This window comes from Nostoc sp. (assembly GCF_036917935.1).
Taxonomy (GTDB): domain Bacteria; phylum Cyanobacteriota; class Cyanobacteriia; order Cyanobacteriales; family Nostocaceae; genus Nostoc.
In genome coordinates this window covers 359,544-384,801 of record NZ_JBALEL010000002.1, presented here as the reverse complement: position 1 = coordinate 384,801, position 25,258 = coordinate 359,544, and the positions used below count along the sequence as shown (strand labels likewise).

Here is a 25,258-nt window from a genome sequence, read left to right as displayed (position 1 = left end):
ATTTTTGCTGGCAACACACCTTAACTGACCTTCCAAATCGACTTACGAATTATTCTCTTAAGGTAGCCACCGGGGATGAAATCCGGCTAAGGGGAGTTGTTCGGGTCTAATTTCAACAGTGGCAGCATCAGCGATGGGCAACAGAGGCATTAACCACAGGCTACTGGTAGCGATCGTATCTCCATCATCCGTTTTCAAAGTGTTGGTGGGTAATGATGCTGTTGGGTTTGTCTGCGGTACTATTTGGTCAAATAGCAAACCCAAACCGTCGGCAGATAAACTCATTTGCACATTCCGTTGAGCAGGAGGTAGTACTAGCAGTGGTTTCTGTTGTCCGGTTTTCAGATCAATTGCCACCACATAAGGCTGTTCTATGTATTGTTCCTTAGATACTAGCTGTGTCAACAAGCAGTAAAGGGTGGGTGAGGCGATATCAAATTGGCAGCTGAGAATTGAGCCTGTTGTTTTTAATAGTTGTTTCTGCACACCTTGGTTTGTCACCAAAAATAAATCCCGCGTGTAATCTGTATTAAACTTTACCATCGCGGCTTGAGAGCCATCTTTGGAGAAAGCCTCTACCAAACCAAACTGCGGCAGAAAATCCAAAGGTTTACTGGCATCACCTTGCAGTGGTAAAATTGCTGCTCCTTGTCCTTGGGCAACTGCAACGGCTTTACTATCTGGCGTGATCATAAAGTCTCCCCCTGGTTGGCTTTTTAGGCGTTTCGGGGCGGGTTTTTCGGCTGAACCGTCACTGGTTGCTGGCATAAACCATAGTCCAAAGTCGCCGGGATTAGTTTTGTTTCCCCGCTGAATGACAATAGTTTGCCCATCAGGTGATAAGTCAAATTTCAGGTTTTGATAATCTTTACTGTCTAAAGTCAGGTCAACTTTGCCTTCTGGTTCTGCTTCTTGTCCAGATTTACCAGAAACGCCTGTTGTAACTGTGTAAAGTTGAGCTGAGAGTAAGTCTTGGTTCTTAGTTGGGCGAGCAGAAAATAAAATTTTCTCTCCATCTGGAAAAGACTCAAAGTCAATTACTATCAGGTCTTTGGGGGTAAGTACCCTTTTTTGCTCTTGGGTCAAGTTGTAAAGAACTAACCGTCCCTGTTCTTCTTGATCGGTTCCGATGTAAAGGATAACGCGATCGCGTGTACGGAAGCTACCAACAAAGGGCTGTATCACCCGATTTTTGCCTTCTTGCTGGGCAAACTTATCTTTGGCTGCCTGTAACTGCACTTTATAATTCGTGCCATAAGGTGCTGGTGTTAGCAGTGTATAAACCATTCGCCGCCCTGCCCAACTGAATTTACCTGCTAGGGGTGGCTCGATTTTCAAGTTATCCTCTACGCTTTTTACTTCCATTGGGCGGCTGAAGGTGAGGGTGAAGGAATTATCTTCTGCCCCAATTTGTTGATTTTGCCAGGTAAATTCCCGGACACGAGCAGTTACCACATCACCTTGCAATATGATTAACCCAATCAGCACACTCAGCAGTAGCATTAGTGGGATCGCTATGCGATCGAGTGGTTGGATAAATGCTTTAGATTTCGTCATTTGTCGTTAAGCATTGGGAATTGGGAATTGGGAATTGGGCATTGGACTAATGACTAATAACTATAAGGATTCTGCGGTTGAGGAATCTTTTTGAGAGAGGTAGCGGCAATGGTAAGTTGGCGTTTACCTGACAAATTTTCTGTCACCATTTGTCCTTCGACTTCCAGCCAGGTATCAGCGGAGTAAGGCTCTTGATTATTTTGTAGTTTGACGGGCAATCCCACAGGGTAAGCATCTGCTGCACAACAAGTTAAAACAAATCGTGCTAAAAACAAATATTCTTTTCCTATATCCGCCGGGTGGATCACAAATCCCTGCACCTTGACTTTTTGTCCTGTATATGTATCTGGTTCTGGATAGACATTCACAGTGCGTACCCAGTCTACAAGCGATCGCTCCTCTGGGCGAACAGTAGCGCGAAAGGCTTGGGGTTTGACACGCGTGCTTCCCAATAAATCAGCCGTTACGCCCCTTTGGAGTGCTTTGTCACTAGCAAAAACTTGCGGTGTAATGATAAAACCCAGAATCGCTGTGGTCAACAACAAAGCACTCCCCCAACCAGGGGGAAATAAACTAATATGCGGGGAGTTTGGCGTCACATCACGGCGACGCCGTTGCCAAAGTTCCTGCATCTTGAAGAAACCAATAACGATCAAGCTGATACCAGTCACAACCACGAACCAAATGTAATTTGGGTGAATCAATAGGTTCAGCTTATTAGTTAGCCAATATCTCAACATCAAAATGCCCCAAGACATAATTGCTAGAGCATCCAGCCAAGGGAGTAACAGATTTGGGATTTTAGATTTGGGATTTTTGTTATTCATTAATCAAGAGTCATTAGTCATTGGTCATTGGTCATTAACAAAGGACAAATGACAAATGACAAATAATTTTTTAAAGGACGTGCAAGTTAAGAAAAAGGGTGAACACAAATGTTAATTGTGCTGCTAAAGCAAATAAGTAAAAAACCGTTTTCGGTTTAAAAATGGATAACATCAAACCAATACCTTTGATGTCAATCATTGGCCCAAACACTAGAAATGCCAACAATGAACCGCTGCTAAAGGTTGAGGCAAAAGATAGGGCGAAGAAAGAATCGACTGTAGAACAAATTGACACCACCACTGCGAGTATCAGCATGATCACAATTGAAGTAATAGGCCCAGCACCCAAACTGAGAATTAATTCGCGGGGGGCTAGGACTTGAATAGCAGCAGCGATCGCACTCCCTAAAACCATGATTCCGCCCAGTTCTCGGAATTCTTGGATGCTATTATCCACAACTAGGCGCAGTTTATCTGCAAGCGGTTTATTGGAAGTAGAGTTTGAGGTAGGCGGTATCAAATTAGCATCTATCCGCAGAGGTATACCCGCTCTTCCCCCTAAAATATAAGTCCCGGATTGCAAGATATTCGGTACTGTTGCTTCCTGTTCTACTTGGTAACGCTTACCACGGCGTTTGGTTTCAGGCTGCGCGGGTGGATTAAACTTCATATAACGAGCGATCGCAGGTTGGACTATGGGATTTAAGTCCTTTTGAAAACTGAAAACATACCCGATAATTGTGGCAATTACTAAGGAAAATACGACTCTTAAAACCACTATTTCTGGCTGATCTCGAAATGCTGTCCAAGTTGACCAAATTACAATTGGGTTAATTGTTGGTGCTGCTAGCAAAAAACCAATTGCGACTGGTGTGGGTACTCCCTGAATTAGGAACCGCCGCGCTACCGGTACATTCCCGCACTCACACACCGGAAATAAAAAGCCGATCATACTGCCAACTAAAGCACCCAGCAGCGGATTTTTGGGCATTTTTTCTACTAGTTTGCGCTCATCAACAAAAAACAGCAGCAAACTGGAGAATAAAACCCCAATAAGCAAAAAAGGCATCGCCTCGACTAGCAGACTTAAAAATAGCGTAAAACCATTGTTCAGTTGATTCATGGGCGTCGCAGTCAAAAGCGGTTTTGAGTTTTAGGGTTCTGCCTAGTCATTCTATCGAAATGGGGATCAAAAGCAGTTCGGGAAAATTAAATATCATTTAAGTAGCAAGTTATCCGACGTTTCAAGTAGCGCTTAAGCGCTAGAAACCTTTGCTTCACAAGAGATAGTGATTTTTACCTGAGTGCATTTACTGACGATAACCATTTCTCAGATTGTCTAAGTTCAGAAATTGTTCCGATATAGAGGGCAAGTAACTGCACAGATAATTTGAAATTACCTATGTTTATACTTACAGTAATTTGCTGGATAAGATATTAGCTCGGCTGTATTTTCATCAAGTATTCACAGTTATTCAACATTTGGGGTAGGCGTAGCCCGTCTTAGACATCGCTCTTGGTTGCTACCATCATTGGTTTTGCCTAGTTATAGCAAAATTTGATCTGAGCTTTGGTTGATTTTCTACTACAAAAACTCTAAAAAGGCAAGACTAAATTTTAGCAGCTCCGGTAAATGCTGATAAGCAAGTGGGTAAGAATAAATTAAACTATGTTACACGCTGTAGGGGCCATTCATGAATTGCCCCTACAGCGTGTGATTTTGCGTAAATCCTAAAGCAATTTCAACCACTGAAATAGCTGAAACATAAATAGGGTTAACACCGTTGACTGCTTGCTCTAAAGCTGTGAAGGCAGTTTTAGATAGTCTCTCTAGGTCAAAAATATACCAAATTAAAACCTACGTATCTGCACTACTGAAGCTACGTGAAACAAATCTAATATCCAAAATCTAAAATTAAATCACAGAGCTAGTAGACCTCTTGCAAAAGTCCCCTAACACCCCACCCCCAACCCTTCGCTGTTAATTACGTTTTAGTGGAATCCCCCAAATCTTGATTTGTTCATCAAATCCACCACTGGCAAGAATTTTACCATTTGGACTAAAAGCGATCGCGCTTACCCAGTCTGTATGTCCACTCAGTGTATTTATTAACTCACCTGTAGTTAAATTCCACAATTTAATCCCATCTCTGCCGGCACTAGCAAGGGTTTGTCCATCGGGATTAATCGCGATCGCATTTACCCAGTTATTATGTCCTGTAAGGGTGCGGACTAATTCTCCAGTATTAATATTCCACAGTTTTATGGTGCGATCGCGGCTAGCACTAACTAATGTTTGTCCGTCTGGTGTAAAGATGACACTGCTAACAGCATTAGAATGAGCTACTAATTCACTGATGAATTTACCAGTACTCAAATTCCACAGCTTGATTACACCCTTATTATCACCACTAGCCAAGGTCTGTCCATCTGGACTAATAGCTAGGGTATAAATCAAATTATCAAAACGTACTAGGGTTCCTAGAGGGCGTTGCTGTAACAAGTCCCACAGACGAATCCCATCCAAACCTCCACTGATGAGAATTTTACTATCAGGAGACACCGCTAAAGATAATACGTTACTGGTATGTCCGACAAAAGAGCGGCTAAATCTAAAATTTTTCAGGCTCCAGAGGTTAATCGTATTATCATCACTACAGCTAGCGAGGGTTTGACCATCTGGCGAAATCACTAAAGATTCTATGGCTGTTTTGTGTGCTTTGTTAATATTTCCCAACTTTTTGCCATTTGCTGGATTCCACAGGCGAATTACACCCTCATTTTCTGCACCTCCACTCACAAGCACTCTGCTATCTGGAGTAAAAACGAGGGATTTAACGGTTCCGTTATGTCCTCTGAGTGTGTAAAGTAGTTGGGCATTAGCAAAGCTGCTGGTAGCTTGGGAGTTTGGCGTTACTTCAATAGCAGCATGAGCTTGATGAATGTAAAACCCTTCCCAGATAGTCAGTGGAAGGGCAACAGCTGCCATAAATGCCAGGATAATAGACGGCCGCAGAAAATTACCCCCACCTCTTCCCTCACTCCTCACTCTTTTTCCTCACTTTTATAGATATGGTTACACCAATTAATTTTGCAGAGTTATTAAGTAATAACTCTGCATTTCCTAAAGAGGTGGTTTTTTCTTAGAAACGCTTAACATTGGTAAAGGCGCACTAGAAGAACGAGAGGGCAAATAATGTTGCACTACAGGCTCCTCTGGTAAAGGACGACGCTGCTGGAAACGCCACAACTTAAAGCCTAGCGCTATCCCTGCCGTTCCCAAACCAAAAGCGAACAACGACCAGCTATCATTTAATCCGCCAATCAGAGCATCCATAACGCCCATCGTCATCAATACACTGATTATTGGCTCTTTTCGGTAGGTTGACTTCAAAAAACGAGGTAATACAGCATTCATCACAGCTTGGTTGGTTCCAGTTCACCTTTTGTGTATATTTACCAAGAATACCTCACCCGTAATTTGCCTTTCTTATCTAAGGCAGACACTAATTTATGATTTTCTTTAGTAGGGGAGGAAGTGTACTCATTAATCGCCTTGCATATACTAGTTGCAAGTCTATGATATTTCAATCAGTAATAGGTATTTTGATTTCTCTCTTGCTTACATTCTAGGGCAGTTATTTATGAATAAGTCTAATTAATCTATCTAGGGCGAAGTACTCCGCTATTAATTGTTGAAGTCAAAACCAACTGGTTGTTCCAGCTGGTTGAAACTCTTTTAATTATTAGCTTACAACTTCAAGATCGTGCTTATGGGTGGCACTAGTTCAGACCCAGCCATGATAGCACCCCTTGATTGCTTGTATATTCAATCACCAGCATCAACGCGAAGCCAATCATTGCCGCTCGACCATTCAAGCGTTCGGCATATTCGTTAAAGCCAAACTTAGGCTCCTCTAGTTTAGGTGTAATCGTTGGTTGTGTTTGTGTCATTTTTAAAAAACCTTTTTTCGGCAAACGGGACTTGATATCAGATTTATGGTAGAAGTCGCGGAAAGTGGGGATAAGCGGTACTTACTTTTCATGGTATCTGGAAAACCTCACTTCCATTTCTCTCTCCTAAAACGAGAGAGACTTTGGATTTTTCCCCTTCCCGCATCGGCAAGAGGGTTAGGTTTGGCGTTAAGTTTTTCAGATGACATGAAAAGTCAGGATAGCTTAAAAGCTGATTGCAGTGCTTAAATTCAGCAAGAGCTTCCTAGTAGGGAGCTATACAATCGCTCTTTTAATAAAATGTTACTATTCTTTATATATTGTATAAATACTGGGGCAATAGTCAAGGGTAAGAGTTTGGACTACTCAGATTGAATTGAGAAAGTTAGAACAGAGATTAGCTATCTCTAATACGGAACTAGGAAGACGGAAGTAGCAAGCTTGAGATTGACAGGCTAGAGTTAAACAAAAAAATTATCAGAGGCGATATATGGAAATCGGCGTTCCCAAGGAAAATAAGGATCAAGAGTTTCGGGTAGGGTTAAGTCCTTCTAGTGTGCGGGTGCTGCGAGAAAATGGTCATAGCATCTTCGTCGAGACGCAAGCAGGTAATGGTGCTGGATTCTCCGATGATGACTACAGAACTGCTGGAGCCGAGATTGTTCCTACATCAGAAACGGCTTGGAATCGGGAATTGGTTGTTAAAGTCAAAGAGCCGCTGACATCTGAGTATAAATTTTTGCAGAAAGGGCAGATATTATTTACTTATTTACATTTAGCAGCCGATCGCAAATTGACGGAGCATTTAATTGATTGTGGCACTTGTGCGATCGCCTACGAAACTGTAGAACAACCTGGTGCTAACAAACTACCCTTGCTCACCCCCATGAGCGTGATTGCCGGTCGGCTAGCAGTACAATTTGGGGCGAGATTCTTAGAACGTCAGCAAGGTGGTAGAGGTGTGCTTTTGGGTGGTGTCCCTGGAGTCAAACCAGGCAAAGTAGTAATTTTAGGTGGCGGCGTTGTTGGTACAGAAGCGGCTAAAATTGCGGTAGGCGTGGGTGCTAGCGTACAAATTTTAGATGTAAGTGTCGAGCGCTTATCTTACTTAGAAACCCTTTTTGGCTCTAGAGTCGAATTGCTTTACAGCAACTCTGCTCATATTGAAGCCGCAGTCATTGAAGCCGATTTGCTCATCGGTGCAGTTTTAGTCTTAGGACGGAGAGCGCCAATACTAGTATCTCGTGAATTGGTCAAACAAATGCGTCCTGGTTCGGTAATAGTTGATGTAGCTGTTGACCAAGGCGGTTGCATAGAAACCTTACACCCTACATCCCACACAAATCCGGTGTACATTGAAGAGGGTGTGGTGCATTATGGTGTTCCCAATATGCCAGGGGCAGTACCTTGGACAGCAACTCAGGCACTCAACAACAGTACATTACCTTATGTTGTCCAGTTGGCGAATTTGGGAATTTTGGCACTGGAGGTTAACCCAGCATTAGCTAAGGGTGTGAATGTGCAGAATCATCACTTAGTGCATCCGGCTGTGCAAGAGGTATTCCCTGATTTGGTAAATTAAGGTGTGCAAGTATTAGGCGATCGCTTATTTTAATAGAGATAGCGATCGGCAATCAGACTAATTTTCTTGCCTTATGCGCGGATGGGTAGGTGTACAAAATGAGAAGGGGCAAAAAATGGTTGCATCTCCATCTATACAAGGTTTTGAGGGTAATGGTACTTTCAAAACATCCGCGCACCTTATGGGGACTGGTTTTCAGCTATTTGGATCTTGTGCTATGACTATTCCCTGTGTTATGATTCACTCATTCGCGCAACTGCACCTTGAAAACCAAATACAGCAGCGCTTTCAGACCCCAGCGATTGCAATTCACCAAAATCCCTATCAGGGATTGAAACCTAACACCCTTTAAAGCCCTTCTAATTTTAAAAAAATTGCAATTCACCAAAATCCCTATCAGGGATTGAAACACACTCTTCGTTCTCTGGATACTATACACTTACGGATTGCAATTCACCAAAATCCCTATCAGGGATTGAAACCTGCATCATCATTGTCAAACAGGACTACTACTTATTGCAATTCACCAAAATCCCTATCAGGGATTGAAACAGAAAAAAGAAACTTCTCTTAGAAGATCAAGAGGATATTGCAATTCACCAAAATCCCTATCAGGGATTGAAACGAGTCGAAGCTACGGCAAAACTTCTTAGTGTCTGTTTATTGCAATTCACCAAAATCCCTATCAGGGATTGAAACATATCATGAACTTTGAACAATACCAATCGTTGATATTGCAATTCACCAAAATCCCTATCAGGGATTGAAACCAAACTTACCTTTAGCTATGTCGAACTCGTTACCTATTGCAATTCACCAAAATCCCTATCAGGGATTGAAACACTATCTTTCTGCTGCTCATACCCAAACTTAGCATTGCAATTCACCAAAATCCCTATCAGGGATTGAAACTTTTTATTGACACCAAATTGATAAGGATCTCCGCATTGCAATTCACCAAAATCCCTATCAGGGATTGAAACGGTGAACTGTATGGCTACGAGACTGGACGAAATTTATTGCAATTCACCAAAATCCCTATCAGGGATTGAAACAAACCACTAGGCTGGTATCCAGTAGGCTGTGCAATTGCAATTCACCAAAATCCCTATCAGGGATTGAAACCAAAGATGGGCTATAAGTGGATTGTTGAGCAATTACATTGCAATTCACCAAAATCCCTATCAGGGATTGAAACTCTTTGTGCCTGGGCAACCGTTAATGTGTTTATATTGCAATTCACCAAAATCCCTATCAGGGATTGAAACGACCCGATAAGAAACTCTAATCTGAGCAGAGGGCAAATTGCAATTCACCAAAATCCCTATCAGGGATTGAAACAACTATGTAGTCTCTATCTAGCTCAGAATCATGCCATTGCAATTCACCAAAATCCCTATCAGGGATTGAAACCACTATCCCCTAGCTCCCAATTTCTCAAAGTACCATTGCAATTCACCAAAATCCCTATCAGGGATTGAAACACTGCTGGATGCAGGGCCGCAAGATTCATCGGCTTTACCATTGCAATTCACCAAAATCCCTATCAGGGATTGAAACCTGGGTGGTATTTCTTTACGGATTCCAGCGCATTGATTGCAATTCACCAAAATCCCTATCAGGGATTGAAACTAGATAAAGCTGGAGGGATTAGGGATGATAAAACAGCAAATTGCAATTCACCAAAATCCCTATCAGGGATTGAAACTATAACTAGGTGCGACATCTACTTGAATGCACTGAGATTGCAATTCACCAAAATCCCTATCAGGGATTGAAACCGCCGGGTGTCCCTTGCTTGCCCACGTCCCCTGATTGCAATTCACCAAAATCCCTATCAGGGATTGAAACTTAATTCCTCCTCGGTCAGCAGAAGGCGCGATCGCTATTGCAATTCACCAAAATCCCTATCAGGGATTGAAACTTACACTTTTTCGTACATTCGCAGACTGCGACCAATTGCAATTCACCAAAATCCCTATCAGGGATTGAAACGTAAATAGTATATTTAAATATTTTCCACCGACAATTGCAATTCACCAAAATCCCTATCAGGGATTGAAACTTTCTAACTCTTCATATTCGACAGTAGATATAGAATTGCAATTCACCAAAATCCCTATCAGGGATTGAAACTGCTCTAAGCGCTGGTAGGGACAGTTCTCTACAAATTGCAATTCACCAAAATCCCTATCAGGGATTGAAACAGAATTTAGAAGTTCACCCGTAGCAGCAGTAGTATTCAGATTGCAATTCACCAAAATCCCTATTAGGGATTGAAACTAACAACGTAGCTTCGTCAGGTTTCAACTCTGGGTCAAATTGCAATTCACCAAAATCCCTATTAGGGATTGAAACCCGTAAACTTTAATTGATTGAGTATATGGATTGTAATTGCAATTAACTAAAATCCCTATTAGGGATTGAAACGATGAACTCATCAACTTTGGGGCAATGGACAAGGATTGCAATTAACTAAAATCCCTATTAGGGATTGAAACTTGGAGAAGATTTTAGATTAATAATTCTCGGATTGCAATTAACTAAAATCCCTATTAGGGATTGAAACTATTAATATGACAGATTCATCCGATTCTAATAAAAATTGCAATTAACTAAAATCCCTATTAGGGATTGAAACTTGAGTGCAACGGCTTTCACTGGAAATACCCAAATTGCAATTAACTAAAATCCCTATTAGGGATTGAAACGAGAATAAACAGGCTGTGTACACTGCAATAGAATTGCAATTCATTAAAATCCCTATTAGGGATTGAAACGCTGTTGCGCCAAGGCGCTGTCACTCTTCTCGTTTCGCAGATTGCAATAGGGTAAAATGTGAAGAATCATTTCTAGAACTGCTTATTTGACAATTGACAGAGATAATTTTTTTACTTTGATATTTGTGGATGCCCAAAGATTTGAATATGTTTGTTAATACTAAAGTAAATCTCTCGTGTTTACCTGCTTTTACTAAGTCGAAGATATATAGAAATCTTGCGCCTGTAATATTCGGTTTGATATTACCAGCATTCATGCCTGGTGTTGCAGGGGCAGAGACTGTGATGCAAAAAGTAGCACGGACAGGAGTATTAACGGCTGGTACAAGTAGAGATGCTTTACCTTTTGCATACTCTGACAGTCAAGGAAAATTGATTGGTTATTCTGTGGATATGCTGACTTTGATCCAGAAGCAGTTAGAGAAAGAATTAGGCAAAAAAATTAAACTTGAATTAGTTGGAGTTACCCCAGCAGAAAGGATTCCCAAGATAATTAACCGACAAGTTGATATTGTGTGTGATGCTAGTAGTTTTACTTGGGAGCGAGATAAAAAGGTTGATTTTTCAATCAGCTATGGTGTAACAGGTACTCAAATCTTAATTAAGAAGGACAGCAATTTAGGTTCGCCGGAATCTCTGATTAACAAGCGTGTGGCTGTGCTAGCTGGAACTACCAACGAACAAGCCATCAAGCAGATACAACCCCAAGCTAAACTTGTATATTTTAAGACTAGAGCAGAAGGATTTGCTGCTTTAGAACAGGGTAAAATTGATGCTTTTGCATCCGATAGCATTATTTTAGAGGGATGGTTACAAACAGCAAAAAATCAAGATAGTTTTGCCATCGTACCTCCTCGTCCTTATTCACGAGAAGGAATTGCTTGCATGGTTCCTGAGAATAACTCTAAATTCCTCGGCTCAGTGAATTATTCCCTTGTCAAGTTTATGCAAGGGTTTGTTAATAAAAATCCCAAATATGTTGCGATTTTTGACCGTTGGTTTGGTTCTCAAGGTGTTATATTTCTAAATCGAGACTTACGTGATTTAGCTGTGGAAACTATGCAATTGACGATCGACTTTCACGAAGAGATTCCCCAGAAAGAGTTATAGGCTGTAGTTGGTATTGATGGTGAAAAAATTTGAGATAGACTTTTTCCTGGAACAACTAATCTTCACCCAAGATTTCCCACCAACACGGCACTCATTACTCCAATAGACCTTGGTTTGAGTGTGAATAATCACGCCCAATTTTTGCAAAGATTCTGCTGCTACTTTCGATAATTCTGGCGCAATGTGTGGGAGGATGGAGAAAGCGATCGCCCCCTTGCAATAGTAAAATTCTCGCTTCTGAGGTTTTGATGCTGCGGAAATCTTCTGTGAGAGTGAGGCAATAGGCAAGAGGGTTTTAGCCTAGTTTATCTTTCTTTACATAGTCGGGTTTGATTGTGCCGACTTACTTAGTTTTTTAAAGCATCACCAAATTACCTTCCGTTTCTTCCTCTAATTCATAACCATTCGCGAGTTTTTCAATAGCTTGGTCAATCATTGCCAAACCTTGATCTACTTTTTCAACTACACTTAGCTGTCCTCGGAGTTCGGCAGCACCAACAAAACCTTTAGCATACCAAGTCATGTGCTTACGGGCTTGACGTACACCGCGATCGCCTTTATATTCCCATAAGGCTTGTAAATGATCTCTTGCACATTCCAAACGTCCAATTGGGGTTGGTGTTGGTAATATCTCCCCAGTTTTCAGGAAGTGATCAATTTCTCCCACCAAAAAGGGATAACCCAAAGTTCCACGGGAACACATCACACCATCAGCGCCAGTTTGTTCTAAACATTTCACCGCCGCTTCAACTGAGAAAATATCTCCGTTCCCAATCACTGGGATAGAAAGCACTTCTTTTACACGGGTAATCCATTCCCAACGGGCATTGCCATTGTATCCTTGGGCGCGGGTGCGTCCGTGTACTGTGATCATTTTCGCCCCGGCATCTTCCATCCGCTTGGCAAAGTCGAGAATAGTAATTTCGTTGTCATTCCAGCCAATACGGGTTTTTACGGTTACAGGGACATCAACAGCTTTTACCACTTCCCGCACAATTGCTTCTGCTACTTCTGGTTGCCGCAACAACGAAGAACCGCCACCATTTTTAGTGATTTTATTAACCGGACAACCCATATTAATATCAACAGTATCAGCACCTTCGGCAACTGCCTTGATTGCTGCTTCTGCTAGAAAATCGGGACGACAATCAAATAGTTGAACGCTAATTGGACGTTCATTAGGGTCTACCTCCATGATTTTGGGTAGCTGCTTGACATAATGCAACCCCGTAGCATTCACCATTTCGGTATACATCATCGAATCTGGTGCATAGCGACGCACGAGACGGCGAAACACCAAATCCGTCACTCCAGATAAAGGTGACTGGAGAACGCGACTTTTTACCTCAAACGAGCCAATTTTGAGGGGTTGGGAGAGTCTAGCTTGGAGAATGGGAGACAGCGAAATCATATAAAAAATTAAAAATTGCGGGAATGAAAAATAGCAGAAATATTTAGGGGTATCTCTGATCAGTGCTAATTGTAGGTTACATATCCTGACTTGGAGGCTGTTTTTGCATTTCTTGCTGAACCTCCTCTAAACTCAAACCTAACTCTTTCGCTGCTTCTTCAAAACTCAATCCCAATTTGAATAACAAAGGTATCATTCTAAATTTTTCTTGACGCGCTCCTTCTTCCTTGCCTTCTTCCTTGCCTTCTTGATAAACTCGTGTTTGCTGCAAATCGCTTAATCCAAACATACTTTCAATCTCCTTTCGACTCATCGTCGGAAACTTGTAAACTAATATTGTCTCTATTAATTCTAGTAACTTCCGCCGTTGTGGTTCAATGTTAATTTCTTGCTGAGTTCTATCTATTAACTGCCTAGCAGATGTAATTGCTGTGTCCTCTTCATCGACAACTAATTTCATAGTAGCAATTCCAACTGGCAGCGATGCAGTTTCACCTAATTCATTAAGATAAATGCGAGTGATCCGCTTGCTAGTGAAAAATTCGCTGTAATTCTTGATATCTGCTGTATCTAGACTGCGATTGGGATAGATAACTACTCCTCGCCAAGAATTTTTAGGTTTATTTTGGCGTAAGTATAAAAAGATTTCTGAAAATAGGCGTGAATAAATTTCTGTGTCGGTTTGAAACTGCACTTCAACAAAGTAAATCGGATTTTCTTCCCCTTGTGTTGGGATAAAAACACCATCTACACGGAATGCAGTTTGCTTGATTTCGATTGAGGAAAATTTATAACCCTCTGCGGTTTCGGGTGAGTTGCCAATTAATTCAAAAAAGATGGCAGGAAATTCTTGAAAAAGGCGGTAAAAAATGCTGTCAGTTTTCACGCTTGATGTGTTGCTGAGATTTGCCCGTTGCAATTTTACCGTGAAATACTACTGATAAAAATTAGTAAGCCGACTGCGGGAAGCAATCGGCATAACAAATTCATGATAATTTAGTTGCAATTTAGCCGTGAGTTGCACCTTGAGGAGGACGCGAGATAACTTTTTTGGCTAAACCCAAAGTCTGCAACACTAGGATACTCCACCAAGTAACATCAATTTCCCACCAAGACAACCCAGATTTCGCCATGTGGGGATAAGTATGATGGTTGTTGTGCCATCCTTCTCCATAAGTGACAAGGGATACCCACCAGAGATTACGAGCGCCATCATTAGCATCAAAGGTGCGATAACCCCACAGGTGTGATGCTGAGTTGACAAACCAGGTTGAATGCCAAAGCAAGACACATCTGAGAAACACTCCGTAGAATACAAAAGACCATCCTCCTAAAGCATAAAGCAGCAGTCCGAAGGGTATTTGCAAAACCAAGAAGTAGCGATCCAGCCAGCAATAAAAGGGTTGTCTGGCTAGATCAGGGGCATATTTTTTATAGGTTTCATAGTCAAAAAATTCTGGACGCGGGTAGAAAATCCACAATATATGGCTCCACCAAAATCCTCTTTGGGCAGAATAGGGATCTAAGTTGATATCTTCTGTGTGGGCGTGATGCTGGCGGTGTCCACCTACCCAAAAAATTGGCCCGCCTTGCAAAGCCAGCGCTCCAATGAGGGCGATCGCATACTCTAACCACTTGGGAACCTGGAAACTTTTATGGCTCAGTAATCGGTGATATCCCAGGCAAATACCAATACTCCCGAATAACCAGTGCAGAAACACTAGTAAACCTAATGCTGGCCAGGAGAAAAACCAAGGAGCCAGAAGTGCTAAAGCATGAAATGCAGCAAAAAATACTACATTTGTCCAACTGAGTTGAGGTGAGTTGCCTCTCTCAGGGGCGATCGCCCCAAAATTTGCGGTCATAAAAATTCCTGTTGATAGATAACAAAGCGATTTGCTTTTTATCGGGCATAATCCCACAGGGATTTACCCGCCCTGCACACCAGTTCGTTAATAGTGAACCAGCGTCGTCTTCTCCCAAAGGGAGAGATTAGCGCCAAAGGGGTTTCTCCCATTAGCGACTGGTGTTAGCGCCGCGCTACCGACTGTGCGTAGCGTCACCCGTAGGGTAGAGTAAAGCAAGTGTCACTTACATTTGTTATGCTAGCAGAACTCTGATACCCCTGCAAGTGCCACTTGCATTTTTCTATGTCGTCTCAACTCCTTTCCACTCGTAAACGCCTGATTCAAGCTGCACTTGAGTTGTTTTCTGCTCACGGAGTCAGCGCCACTACAACCCGCCAAATTGCTGAAAAAGCCGAAGTCAACGAAGTGACTCTATTTCGGAATTTTGGCAATAAGCATGGACTGCTTTTAGCAGTGCTGGAAGAGTCCGCAGCGTTTAAGGATTTAGGTGAGTCGCTGGTACGGCGGGCTACGCCTCCCGGCAATGTCTACCAAGCTCTTAAAGATTATGCAAGTGACACTTTACATGCATTAGAACGAGTGCCAGAGTTCGTCCGGTCTGTGGTAGGTGAAGCCGACCAATTCCCGGCAGAAAATCGCCGCGCACTAGGCAGGGGAGTAACAGAGGCAAACCGCTATGTAGCTCAGTATTTAGCTACTGTAATCCAGCAAGGACACCTAAATACCTACTTACCGGCAGAAAAATTAGCCAGTTTGCTGAATGGGATGATCTTGGGATATGCCGTAATTGAGTTCACCAGCGAATTTCACGAACTTTGGGAGGATCGGGATGATTTTCTGGAAAATTTGGTCGAGTTGTTTTTACATGGAGCCATGTCATCTTCAGCGGAATCAGCAACAAACTCTTTACAAGGAGGTTTTATTACCACAGAAGTAGCTGATTTACCAGCTAGTTTAGTTCACGGAATTCTGCAACAAGCTCGGAAATTGGGAATGCGAGATTATGCTTTGGCTTATGTGTTGTTTGGGGCTGGGTTATCCGCCACAGAAATAATTAGCTTGGAGCGATCGCACCAAATTTATGATACTCAAGGGTACTTTTTGCAAATCATCATCCCCGGATTTGTCCGTCAAGTACCTGTAAATCAGTGGATTTTGAGCAAACGCTACGGCTCTTTTACGAATAATCCCTTAATTAAATGGCTGAAAAGCCGTAAAGATGCTCAAACAGCGATGTTTTTGAATGAAACAGGCAAACCGCTTTCAGAATCAGAGCTTCAGATACGTTGGGAAACATGGAGTCAAGGATTGTTAACTCCCCAAGGACAAACCCCAGTTGTAGCCCAGGCACAACAAACCTGGCGCGTAGAAATGTTAATGCGGGGAATCAGCTTAGAAAACTTGACTATTTTAACAAGTTGCGATCGCACCCAATTACAACCCTATGTCCGCCGAGCCAAAGAAAAAGCCGCCCTAGAGCAAGCCACCCGTTTGGATCACAAGCCAGGATAGGGAGTGGGGAGATTACTTATGAGTGAACAGTCAACTTATAACTGATAACTGAATCGGTCAGCATGATGCAGTTAAACGATTAAGGTAAAACAACAGAGGTTTCTTTACCATTGTTGTTTGCACCATTCAAGATTGTAGCTGTACTCTCAGATAGGGATTGGGTGTTGCTCGAACGGCGTGATAATTTCTTGCGTGGCTTGCCTCCCGCCTGGATATATTGCAAACTGTCTTTGCCATAATGGGTTGCCACACTCATTAACATCTTTTCAGAGTAGCCGCGCAATTCTTCTTCAATTAGAGAGAGGCGACCTGCCATTTCATCTAGGCTAGAGAGTGAAGTGTTGTAGGTAGATAGCTCGGTTTGCAAGGTTTGGATGCGGCTGTCGTAGTCTGTCAAATTTAATCCGTTGCCAAATTCTAGCGTAGAGCTAATTGATCGCATTCCTGCAATTCGACGTAGAGCTTTTTCGAGAGAGGGTGAACTGCGTTTTAGTCGTGCCATGAAATGCGCTCCTGAAGGAGGTTATAGGGTTACTGCATATACTCTAGCCAATGCAACCATAAACTTCTCTGAGAAATAATTCGGAAAAATTAAAGCAAATTGACATCGACTTGATTATTTTTAGTGAATTATACTGAAACTTTTATTTTATTTGTCAAAAAAGCTACTTAAAATTAGCAATAAATACCTCGAAGTCATGTCAAGGTACTTAAAAGTCGTGTTGGAGTACTTAAAAGTCATGTCAAGGTACTTAAAAGTCGTGTTGGAGTTCTTGAAAGTCATGTCGAGGTACTTAAAAGTCGTGTTGGAGTACTTCAAAGTCATGTCAAGGTACTTTGAAATCGTGTTGGAGTACTTAAAACTTGTGTTGGAGTACTTCAAAGTCATGTTGAGGTACTTTGAAATCGTGTCAGAGTATTATAGGATGGTTTTCTTCGGCTTAACCCAACTTACGGCAAAGGCGATCGCGCCCAAAAGGATCATAAATATAATTCAACTATAGGAGTTCTATTTGATTGCGTGAAAAAACTCAGTAGACCTTAACCTTCTAGAATCCTTTTGCCTCTTGCCTGCCTATTCATAAAATAGCTGTCGCTACATAATAGAGAAATTCGACATCATCTATACAATGACTAATTGATGTCGCTTAAAATATTAAGCCGAGAACTCTGCATACAACAGAAATTTAGGCTGAGAAAGCTTATCTTGTATAGGTTTCAGCTTTTTACTTCTCTGTTTTAACCAAACACAAGAAGGCTATAAGTAGACATTTTTTTAGTACATAGTTACTAATTAATCCAGTCATAACTCAAATACCAACTTATGACCCATTGTTGGGAAAACGGAAAAAAGTGAACCTGCTGTTTCCAGGCGCAAGTCTCCTCTTCAACGCAGGTATGCGGATGCGCGATGGCACGGAGTGCCCACCAAGGGCTATCGCCTGACTATTCATTCACTACTCATTCATGAAAAGCTGTAATCTCCATCTGGTAAGGATTTCCGCTTTTATTCGTGCCATTCAGCGTTGATAGCCTGCTATGACGAACTTGATATAAATCTTTCTGAAGAGGGACGGACTTACTTAAATCTCACGAGAATATGGAAAAAGTGAGGAGAGCTTGTGATAACCGATAAAACCTGTAGTCTGGAGTTAATAATAATGACCGATGTGACAAATATAGCGACTAAGCTTGCTGATCTAAAGCTTTTTCAGAATGTTCTGTTGGAAACTGAGCAAAAGTTAATAGCACAGACGGACGACAATACGATTTGCGAGCGGCTCGAAGGAATGATTAAGACCGATCGCGAAAATCTCGGCATCATCGAAGCAGCTATTTCTAGATACGGCAACGCAGCAGAACCTCGCGACATTACTCAACAACATGCCCAGAAGGTAAGCCAAATGATGAGCGGTTCCGAGCTAACTCTGTATGACAAGTACTTACAGCTTGAGTTGCTAAAGCATCAACAGACAATGACTGGGCTGGTTCTACACAAGGTTGCCCAGTCCTTGAGTGATGAGCTTCAAGATGTGATGGAACCGCTCAACCGAGTTAATTTTGAAAATCGCGCTCACCAAGAGATTCTTAAAGGCGTTCTTTACTTCGTCGGAACGCGAGAGATAGCCGGTAAAGAACCTGACATGGGTCTGTGGGCTAGCATTGAACAGGGAATTGCAGCCCTTAAGGGTGCTGTAAGCAGCGCGGTAAGCTAGCAATGAGTGGCAGAGGGCGCGTCATTCATGGGAGCATAATAGATTCATCTGATTTATGCTACATTGAAGCATACTTTTCAAGAGTGAATCATCTCTAACTCAAAACAATTATCCCAATTAAGGGGATCTCAAATTTGCCGACTGAAACCTTTATAATTACGTTTCATAGTGAGCATCATTGTAACAGCAGTTACAGTGATGCTTACTGATCAAGATAGAACTTAAATCCCAACAAATAACCGAATGTTGGTAAAACGATAAAAATCTGGCATACTGACGGTAACGCCACCCCTTGTTCTGTCGAGTTTCGTCATTTGTCTGCCCTGGATATCTTAGCCGCTTCCCAATCATCAAAAGTTGGTAAAACGGAAAAAACTGAGCCTGCTGTATCCAGACGCAAGTAGCCAAATCAGTGCAGATATAAGGGTGTGCGATCGCTCTTTTGATGAAACCGCGATTGCCTCCTCCACATTAGAAAAGCGATCGCTCTCTCAAGTCGATTGATTTCATTTTGACCCGCGATCGCCAATGACAATCAAAAAAAGGGAATGAAAAGGATCTGACCTTCATATTTGCCAGGCTGACTGCAACGAATGAATAAATACAAGTCGTCAATTCTCCTTGGGACTGATAGCGATCGCACAAACGCACTAAAATTTAAGAAACCATCATGATGGGTACTGACATGGTATCGATCCCAATTACTTTGGAACAACTCATTACGGCGGTACAACAGTTGCAGCCAGACGAACGAGCAAAAGTTGCTAGAGCCTTGATTCAAATAGATTTACGTTCAGATTTGACGGCTTTAATTCAAGAACTTTATGCCGAACCCCCCGTGAATGAGATTACAGACGATGAAATCAGGGCTGAAATTAAAGCTGTGCGTCAGCAATCCCAGCAGGTCTGATGGAGATGTCACCTCAACCCAACTTACGACAAAGGCGATCGCGCTGAAAAATATCATAAATATAATTCAACGGTTCCATAATGGCTCTTAAACAGTTGCTAGAGAGTGTTTTGAGCATTTCTTTAGCGTTATATTCACTGCTAAATACTCCTGCTTGCATAACTTTTTGACCTTGCCAAACTGTGGGAAACGCACCAGGAGCAAGCGATCGCGCCCAATTACAACCCTATAAAAGCCGCCCTAGAGCAAGCTACCCGTTTGGATCATAAGCCAGGATAGGGAGTGGGTGTTGCTCGAACGGCGTGATAATTTCTTGCGTGGCTTGCCTCCCGCCTGGATATATTGCAAACTGTCTTTGCCATAATGGGTTGCCACACTCATTAACATCTTTTCAGAGTAGCCGCGCAATTCTTGTTCAATAAACTTCTCTGAGAAATAATTCGGAAAAATTAAAGCAAATTGACATCGACTTGATTATTTTTAGGAAATTATACTGAAACTTTTATTTTATTTGTCAAAAAAACTACTTAAAAATCAGCAATAAATACCTCAAAGTCATGTTGAAGTACTTGAAAGTCATGTCGAGGTACTTGAAAGTCGTGTTGGAGTGCTTGAAAGTCATGTCGAGGTACTTGAAAGTCGTGTTGGAGTACTTGAAAGTCATGTTGAGGTACTTGAAAGTCGTGTTGGAGTACTTAAAACTTGTGTTGGAGTACTTCAAAGTCATGTTGAGGTACTTTGAAATCGTGTCAGAGTATTAGAGGATGGTTTTCTTTGGCTTAACCGGACTTACGGCGAAGGCGATCGCGCCATTAGAGACTGCAAAATTTCTCTACTGCTGGAATTGTGGCATGAAAACCCAGCATTACAAAGATTTAAAATATAACTGGGGCTATATTATATGTTGCGACTCGCAAACATATATAGAATCTATCGCGACTTAAATTGAAACAGGTGTAAGTTTGCAGGATTGTACAACGATCTTAGACGATCGTTCTATTGCTTGCTCTCTAGAATTCATAAAATGAAGCTAAAGCAATAAAAAACGATTCCGGCTTCTTGTAAGCATCTGGATTTTTATCCAAGAGACAACTCAGGTTTGATGGGGTAAGAGATTCGCCGACTGACGACCAAAAAGATATCAAGGCTAACCTTGCTTCCTAAAAAATTTCCATCCCTATTACATAGAGCAGGTGATAAGTGCTCAATTTCTCCGATTGGACTGGCAACTGATATGACATTAAGTAAAGGAATTCAGAAAATGGACATCAAACAAAGTGGCTCACAGCCTTCCGCCAAAGGATCGGCTGAGTATTTTATCGGCACGGTTCGCATTGATCCCCTGTTCTCAGCACCCAATCCAGCCCGCACATCTGGAGCCAGTGTCACGCATGGCATACCCACCCGTTGGGACAAACCCTGATCGTGACGGCAGGATGCGGTCTTGTACAGCGCTGGGGTGGTGCGATCGAGCAAATTCGACCGGGGGACACGATCATGGTTTGCACCGGGTGAGAAGCATTGGCACGGTGCTACACCAACCACGGCGATGACGCACATCGCCATTCAGGAACATCTTGATAGCAAGAATGTGGATTGGATGGAGCATGTCAGCGACGAACAATACCAAAGCTAACCGTGAAGTAAGACAGTTACGACCTTTAACTTAAAGACAGGAGTTCAAAAAATGCAGAAGCGCAAACTTGGAAACAGCAATCTGGAAGTCTCGGCGATCGGACTCGGCTGCATGGGCATGAGCTGGTCCTACGGACCACCCAAAGACAAGCAGGAGATGATCTCCCTTCTCCGTGCTGCCGTCGAACGAGGTGTCACCTTCTTCGACACCGCTGAGGTTTACGGTCCGTTCTTGAACGAAGAGCTTGTGGGTGAAGCCCTCGCTCCGTTCTGCGGACAAGTGGCGATCGCCACTAAGTTCGGTTGGGCACCTGGACCTAACGACGGGAACAGGTGGACTGTCTTAAACAGTCAGCCCGATCGCATCAAGCAGGTCGCTGAGGCATCGCTCAAGCGACTCAAGGTCGAGGCTATCGATCTGTTCTACCAACATCGTGTCGATCCGAACGTGCCGATTGAAGACGTAGCGGGAGCGGTGAGTGACCTCATCCAAGAAGGCAAGGTGAAGCACTTCGGTCTTTCGGAAGCCGGGGCGCAGACCGTTCGTCGCGCCCATGCAGTTCAGACGGTGACTGCACTTCAGAGCGAATACTCGCTGTGGTGGAGAAACCCTGAAACCGAAGTGCTGCCGACCCTAGAAGAATTGGGCATCGGCTTCGTTCCCTTTAGCCCGCTAGGGAAGGGCTTTCTCACAGGCAAGATCGACGCAGATACGAAGTTCGATAATACGGATTTCCGCAACACCGTCCCCCGCTTTAATCCAGAGAATCGTAAAGCGAATCAGGCGTTGGTTGATCTGCTCACTGAATTCGCAAAACAAAAGAGAGTGACCTCTGCTCAGATCGCGATCGCGTGGCTGCTGGCAAAGAAGCCGTGGATCGTTCCGATTCCCGGCACAACGAAGCTGCATCGCCTTGAAGAAAACCTCGGCGCGGTGGACATTGAACTTACGCCGGACGATCTTTGCGCCATCGAAAGCGCCTCCTCAAACATCAAGGTAGAAGGCGCTCGGTATTCGGAATTTCATGAACAGCTAACTGGGCGATGAACGGCAGCCACCTCGCGCAAAACACTTTGAAGATACGTCTAAGAACGAAGCGTGTTTGGGAGTCGGGGTTATGCCAAACGACTGCTGCGGCAAGCCCGTGGACTGGATGGAACAGGTCAGCGATGAACAATATGAGGGGAAATCCAAATAACTCATTACTAATGTCAAAGGATAGAGTTGAAAGTTTCAGCGACGGGGTTTTTGCGATCGTAATGACCCTGCTTGTTCTCGAATTGCACGTTCCAGAGATTGCAGATCATGCTAGTTTTGGTCAGTATGCCGCCGCAATGGCACCGCTGATTCCGAAATTTGTCAGTTTCGTGCTGTCTTTTGTGATGGTTTCTATTTATTGGGTGAATCATCATTATTTTTTCCGCCATTTACGCAGTGTGCCACTCCGACTGGTCTGGTTGAACAACCTTTTCTTGTTATCGATTTGTTTTCTTCCATTTCCAACTGCTTTTGTTGGCGATCATCCAACCGATCAATTTCCGATTCTTTTCTATGGTGTAAATTCGCTTATCAGTACATTGGCTATATATGGATTAAGAGGCTACGCAAGCTATAGAGGGCTTTTCACCGTTGATCGTGAATCCGCAAAAGTTCTGGGGCCAAGAAACAGTATTCCTGCGATCGTCATCTACCTGCTATCAATTTTCTTAGTATTTGTGAATGTCTATCTGTCCTTAGGCTGTTTTCTTCTCGTTCCAGCCCTCTATTTTGTACCAAATATAATTCGGTTCCAATGAAAAGACGAACTTAAAAAAACAACAATTCGTTATGAAGATAAGCATAAAAGTTGAAGACAAAACCGTTACAGCCACCTTGAACGACAGCAAAACCACTCAGGATTTTATTTCTCTGCTGCCATTAACGCTGACAATGAACGATTTGTTTAAAAGAGAAAAGTTCGCCCACCTGCCGAGAGCGATTTCGGACGAGGGACAGCGAACGCAAAATTATGAAGTCGGGGAGATAGTTTACTGGTCTCCCGGCCCCGATGTGGCGATCTTTTATCGCCACGACGACCAGGAAATCCCCAAACCCGGAATCATTGTCATAGGCAAGATCGATTCTGGCCTAGAAGCTTTCAATGTGCCAGGCTCTTTAAAAGCGACGGTTGAGCTTGATAAAACATCTATCGCGCCAAAATGATGGGACGTTTCACTGCCGGAAGCGATCGCAGATGCATGGGCTTCTTCAACAATCTACCAGGAGGTCAACATGAAAGCTAGACGATTTCCAATCCTTGGCGCATCGGTGCTGACGTTATGTCTGTTGTGCGCGTGCGGGCGTGCCCCTGCCGAACAGACCCAAGGACGCATGGTACGACTCTCGGAAATTGAGATTGATCCAGCTCAGTTAGAAAATTATAAAGTTGAGCTTAGGGAGGAAATCGAGGCTTCCATTCGCCTGGAGCCGGGGGTGCTGACCTTATACGCCGTCTCTCTAAAGGATAGCCCCACCAGCATAAGAATTCTTGAGACGTATGCTGATGTGGATGCGTACAAAGCGCACATCAAATCGCCTCATTTCAAAAAATACAAGACCAATACCCAGCAAATGGTTAAGTCCCTCAAACTTGTTGAGACAGATCCCGTTTCGCTCGGCGCGAAGTGAATTCGAGCTGAAGAGGTCAAAGAGTGAAAAACAAAATACGGAGGAAAAAACCATGAAAATCAAACTCTTCGCCGCTTCGGTAGTGAACGCGACAAATATTGGAGATCGCGCCAGACGGCGCTGACGATCCTTGTCACCGAATTTTAGATTTTAAATTTTGGATTTTGGATTGAAGATTCAAAATCCAAAATTTAAAAAGGTTTGAAACCCCCGAATTTATTCGTGGAATAAATCCAAAATCTAAAATCCAAAATTTTTAATTGAAGCCCCTGCATTAATGAGCCACTGCGGTGGACGGGTTTCCCGGCATAAAGCAAGTGGCGTGCATGGGGTCAATCTAAAATCCAAAATCCAAAATCCAAAATCCAAAATTGATTGACCTTATGCGCCCGTTCCATCCTCTCAAAGGCGTGAAACCTAAAAGAACCGTTTGCCACGACTCGGTAGCAGTGGCAAATAAGGAGGCAGTTTTGATGAAAAAGCTCATCGTGTTATTGGCATTAGTGTCTGTAATAATATTTAACCTTTCATGCATGTCGGATGCACAAACAATGAACAACGATCAAACTTTAAACGCACCACAACAAAGCATCGTCACCATCGCCGCCTTTACCGCCAACGGCGATATGGAAGATTTGTCTGCTGCCCTAAATGAAGGGCTTGATGTTGGCTTGACGGTAAATGAGATCAAGGAGGTTTTGGTTCAACTGTATGCTTATGCGGGATTCCCGCGCAGTATAAACGCCCTCAACGCCTTCATGAGCGTTCTGAAAGCAAGGGAGGCAAAGGGAATCAAGGACGCAGCGGGCAGGGAAGCAAGCCCACTTTCTACCGATAAAAGTCCTCTCGAACTTGGAACAGAAATTCAGACGCGCCTAGCAGGAAGTCCGGTTGCTGGAGAAATCTATACTTTTGCTCCCGCCATCGATCAGTTTTTGAAAAGTCACCTGTTCGCAGACATTTTCGGGCGCGACAACCTGGACTTTCAAAGTAGGGAGATTGCGACCATTGCAGCTCTTTCGAGCATGAAAGGTGTCAACTCCCAATTGCAAGCACATTTTAGAATCGGCATGAATACTGGACTGACCAAGGCACAGATGAACAGTCTCGTATCCGTTCTCAAGTCCAAAGTCGGCAAGCCTGAAGCCGATAATGCTGCTGAAGTATTGAATAAGGTTTTAAGCAATAAATAGGTCTCAATAAAGGCTCCAAGCTATACCCCAGCCCT

The 25,258-nt window shown here is 43.0% G+C and carries 23 protein-coding genes, 1 pseudogene and 1 CRISPR repeat array; of the genes and pseudogenes, 12 read left to right on the top strand and 12 right to left on the bottom strand.

Annotated features, from left to right (window positions below; all coding sequences use genetic code 11):
- Window positions 1–57: 57 nt before the first annotated feature.
- The 6 genes from V7K62_RS01900 to V7K62_RS01875 all read right to left on the bottom strand — a co-directional run bounded on the left by V7K62_RS01900 (window position 58) and on the right by V7K62_RS01875 (window position 6,338).
- Window positions 58–1,557, bottom strand: a complete 1,500-nt coding sequence (locus V7K62_RS01900) for an Ig-like domain-containing protein (protein ID WP_334861116.1) — start codon at window positions 1,555–1,557, stop codon at window positions 58–60.
- A gap of 53 nt (window positions 1,558–1,610) precedes the next feature.
- On the bottom strand, window positions 1,611–2,384 hold the full coding sequence (locus tag V7K62_RS01895; protein ID WP_334861114.1) for a TIGR03943 family putative permease subunit: 774 nt from the start codon (window positions 2,382–2,384) through the stop codon (window positions 1,611–1,613).
- 70 nt (window positions 2,385–2,454) lie between these two features.
- Window positions 2,455–3,507, bottom strand: a complete 1,053-nt coding sequence (locus tag V7K62_RS01890) for a permease (RefSeq protein ID WP_334861112.1) — start codon at window positions 3,505–3,507, stop codon at window positions 2,455–2,457.
- 858 nt (window positions 3,508–4,365) lie between these two features.
- Window positions 4,366–5,373, bottom strand: a complete 1,008-nt coding sequence (locus V7K62_RS01885) for a WD40 repeat domain-containing protein (protein WP_334861111.1) — start codon at window positions 5,371–5,373, stop codon at window positions 4,366–4,368.
- Window positions 5,374–5,508: 135 nt separating this feature from the next.
- On the bottom strand, window positions 5,509–5,802 hold the full coding sequence (locus tag V7K62_RS01880) for a hypothetical protein (RefSeq protein ID WP_334861109.1): 294 nt from the start codon (window positions 5,800–5,802) through the stop codon (window positions 5,509–5,511).
- A 365-nt stretch (window positions 5,803–6,167) separates the two neighbouring features.
- The gene (locus V7K62_RS01875; RefSeq protein WP_334861107.1) at window positions 6,168–6,338 is read right to left on the bottom strand and encodes a chlorophyll a/b-binding protein; all 171 of its coding nucleotides are present in this window, start codon (window positions 6,336–6,338) and stop codon (window positions 6,168–6,170) included.
- 490 nt (window positions 6,339–6,828) lie between these two features.
- On the opposite strand from V7K62_RS01875, the gene ald reads away from it, so the two are divergent.
- Window positions 6,829–7,920: an alanine dehydrogenase gene (gene ald / locus V7K62_RS01870; RefSeq protein ID WP_334861105.1), complete on the top strand. Its 1,092-nt coding sequence runs from the start codon at window positions 6,829–6,831 to the stop codon at window positions 7,918–7,920.
- A 301-nt stretch (window positions 7,921–8,221) separates the two neighbouring features.
- A CRISPR array of direct repeats spans window positions 8,222–10,700; the repeat unit is 37 nt; unit sequence ATTGCAATTCACCAAAATCCCTATCAGGGATTGAAAC.
- Window positions 10,701–10,847: 147 nt separating this feature from the next.
- Window positions 10,848–11,810, top strand: coding sequence for an amino acid ABC transporter substrate-binding protein (locus V7K62_RS01865; RefSeq protein WP_334861103.1), 963 nt, complete (start codon window positions 10,848–10,850; stop codon window positions 11,808–11,810).
- Between the two features lie 105 nt (window positions 11,811–11,915).
- Here V7K62_RS01865 and V7K62_RS01860 read toward each other — a convergent pair.
- The 4 genes and pseudogenes from V7K62_RS01860 to V7K62_RS01845 form a co-directional block, all read right to left on the bottom strand.
- Window positions 11,916–12,099 (bottom strand): annotated as a pseudogene (locus tag V7K62_RS01860) (NAD(P)/FAD-dependent oxidoreductase); the annotation flags it as partial.
- 66 nt (window positions 12,100–12,165) lie between these two features.
- The gene (dusB, locus tag V7K62_RS01855; RefSeq protein WP_334861101.1) at window positions 12,166–13,221 is read right to left on the bottom strand and encodes a tRNA dihydrouridine synthase DusB; all 1,056 of its coding nucleotides are present in this window, start codon (window positions 13,219–13,221) and stop codon (window positions 12,166–12,168) included.
- A gap of 76 nt (window positions 13,222–13,297) precedes the next feature.
- Window positions 13,298–14,107 carry an Rpn family recombination-promoting nuclease/putative transposase gene (locus V7K62_RS01850; protein WP_334861099.1) on the bottom strand — a complete coding sequence of 270 codons (810 nt, stop codon included), beginning with the start codon at window positions 14,105–14,107 and terminating at the stop codon, window positions 13,298–13,300.
- 121 nt (window positions 14,108–14,228) lie between these two features.
- Complete coding sequence (locus V7K62_RS01845) at window positions 14,229–15,086, bottom strand: acyl-CoA desaturase (protein ID WP_334861097.1); 858 nt, start codon at window positions 15,084–15,086, stop codon at window positions 14,229–14,231.
- A 285-nt stretch (window positions 15,087–15,371) separates the two neighbouring features.
- Between V7K62_RS01845 and V7K62_RS01840 the strand changes: the two genes are divergently transcribed.
- A complete protein-coding gene (locus V7K62_RS01840) occupies window positions 15,372–16,601 on the top strand; it encodes a TetR family transcriptional regulator (protein WP_334861095.1) in 1,230 nt (409 codons plus the stop codon).
- Between the two features lie 79 nt (window positions 16,602–16,680).
- Here the strand turns inward: V7K62_RS01840 and V7K62_RS01835 are convergent, their stop codons facing one another.
- Window positions 16,681–17,103 (bottom strand): hypothetical protein, encoded by a 423-nt coding sequence (locus tag V7K62_RS01835; RefSeq protein ID WP_334861093.1) that lies wholly within the window; start codon window positions 17,101–17,103, stop codon window positions 16,681–16,683.
- Between the two features lie 1,168 nt (window positions 17,104–18,271).
- Between V7K62_RS01835 and V7K62_RS01830 the strand changes: the two genes are divergently transcribed.
- The 3 genes from V7K62_RS01830 (at window position 18,272) to V7K62_RS01820 (ending at window position 19,727) form a co-directional block, all read left to right on the top strand.
- The gene (locus V7K62_RS01830; RefSeq protein WP_334861091.1) at window positions 18,272–18,817 is read left to right on the top strand and encodes a hemerythrin HHE cation-binding protein; all 546 of its coding nucleotides are present in this window, start codon (window positions 18,272–18,274) and stop codon (window positions 18,815–18,817) included.
- 357 nt (window positions 18,818–19,174) lie between these two features.
- Window positions 19,175–19,321 (top strand): hypothetical protein, encoded by a 147-nt coding sequence (locus tag V7K62_RS01825; protein ID WP_334861090.1) that lies wholly within the window; start codon window positions 19,175–19,177, stop codon window positions 19,319–19,321.
- Between the two features lie 181 nt (window positions 19,322–19,502).
- Window positions 19,503–19,727 carry a hypothetical protein gene (locus V7K62_RS01820; RefSeq protein ID WP_229484255.1) on the top strand — a complete coding sequence of 75 codons (225 nt, stop codon included), beginning with the start codon at window positions 19,503–19,505 and terminating at the stop codon, window positions 19,725–19,727.
- Between the two features lie 13 nt (window positions 19,728–19,740).
- Here V7K62_RS01820 and V7K62_RS01815 read toward each other — a convergent pair whose 3' ends face one another.
- A complete protein-coding gene (locus tag V7K62_RS01815; RefSeq protein ID WP_334861088.1) occupies window positions 19,741–19,887 on the bottom strand; it encodes a hypothetical protein in 147 nt (48 codons plus the stop codon).
- A gap of 1,101 nt (window positions 19,888–20,988) precedes the next feature.
- Between V7K62_RS01815 and V7K62_RS01810 the strand changes: the two genes are divergently transcribed.
- The 6 genes from V7K62_RS01810 to V7K62_RS01785 all read left to right on the top strand — a co-directional run bounded on the left by V7K62_RS01810 (window position 20,989) and on the right by V7K62_RS01785 (window position 25,223).
- Complete coding sequence (locus V7K62_RS01810) at window positions 20,989–21,150, top strand: hypothetical protein (RefSeq protein ID WP_334861087.1); 162 nt, start codon at window positions 20,989–20,991, stop codon at window positions 21,148–21,150.
- 264 nt (window positions 21,151–21,414) lie between these two features.
- Window positions 21,415–22,410, top strand: a complete 996-nt coding sequence (locus V7K62_RS01805) for an aldo/keto reductase (protein WP_334861086.1) — start codon at window positions 21,415–21,417, stop codon at window positions 22,408–22,410.
- Window positions 22,411–22,571: 161 nt separating this feature from the next.
- Entirely contained in the window at window positions 22,572–23,159 is a 588-nt protein-coding gene (locus tag V7K62_RS01800; RefSeq protein WP_334861085.1) for a TMEM175 family protein, read from the top strand.
- A 31-nt stretch (window positions 23,160–23,190) separates the two neighbouring features.
- Complete coding sequence (locus V7K62_RS01795) at window positions 23,191–23,565, top strand: cyclophilin-like fold protein (protein WP_334861084.1); 375 nt, start codon at window positions 23,191–23,193, stop codon at window positions 23,563–23,565.
- 69 nt (window positions 23,566–23,634) lie between these two features.
- Window positions 23,635–24,030: a putative quinol monooxygenase gene (locus tag V7K62_RS01790; RefSeq protein ID WP_334861082.1), complete on the top strand. Its 396-nt coding sequence runs from the start codon at window positions 23,635–23,637 to the stop codon at window positions 24,028–24,030.
- A 473-nt stretch (window positions 24,031–24,503) separates the two neighbouring features.
- Window positions 24,504–25,223 (top strand): carboxymuconolactone decarboxylase family protein, encoded by a 720-nt coding sequence (locus tag V7K62_RS01785; RefSeq protein WP_334861080.1) that lies wholly within the window; start codon window positions 24,504–24,506, stop codon window positions 25,221–25,223.
- Window positions 25,224–25,258 lie beyond the last annotated feature (35 nt).